This window comes from Aquimarina algiphila, assembly GCF_007489275.1.
GTDB lineage: Bacteria > Bacteroidota > Bacteroidia > Flavobacteriales > Flavobacteriaceae > Aquimarina > Aquimarina algiphila.
In genome coordinates this window covers 1-414 of record NZ_VLNR01000209.1, presented here as the reverse complement: position 1 = coordinate 414, position 414 = coordinate 1, and the positions used below count along the sequence as shown (strand labels likewise).

1 pseudogene is annotated in these 414 nt (G+C 36.2%); it reads right to left on the bottom strand.

What is annotated here, in order from left to right:
- A pseudogene (locus tag FOF46_RS32145) lies at positions 1–414 on the bottom strand (hypothetical protein); the annotation flags it as partial.

Genomic DNA, 414 nt, shown 5'->3' with positions numbered 1-414 from the left:
GGTCATCAAAGATTAATGCATTGTTATTACCTGATCTTGGTAATTTGATAACTTCGCTTATGTCAGCACCTTCGGTTAAAGCGTCAATCTTTTCTTTAAACTTTCTGTAGTTCTTCGGGAGATAACACATGTCCTTTTGCTCAACAATAGCGCATATATCCCTATATATTTTATTCCCTTTTAAGTCAAGGTTTTCTTTGTAATCGATAGTAAACTCTAAAACAGCGCAAGCTTTCGCCAGTGCTGTACGTTGTACAGTAGTACAATTGGAATAGTGTTCTAAATGGTGGCTGTATCGCTCATTTACAAAGCTTGTTAACTCCGCAGTAAGTAAATTACTTTCCTGACTGCTCATAGCTAATTTGTAAGATTGTATAAGTGTATCTGGATCACCAAACAGATCACGGTAATTTG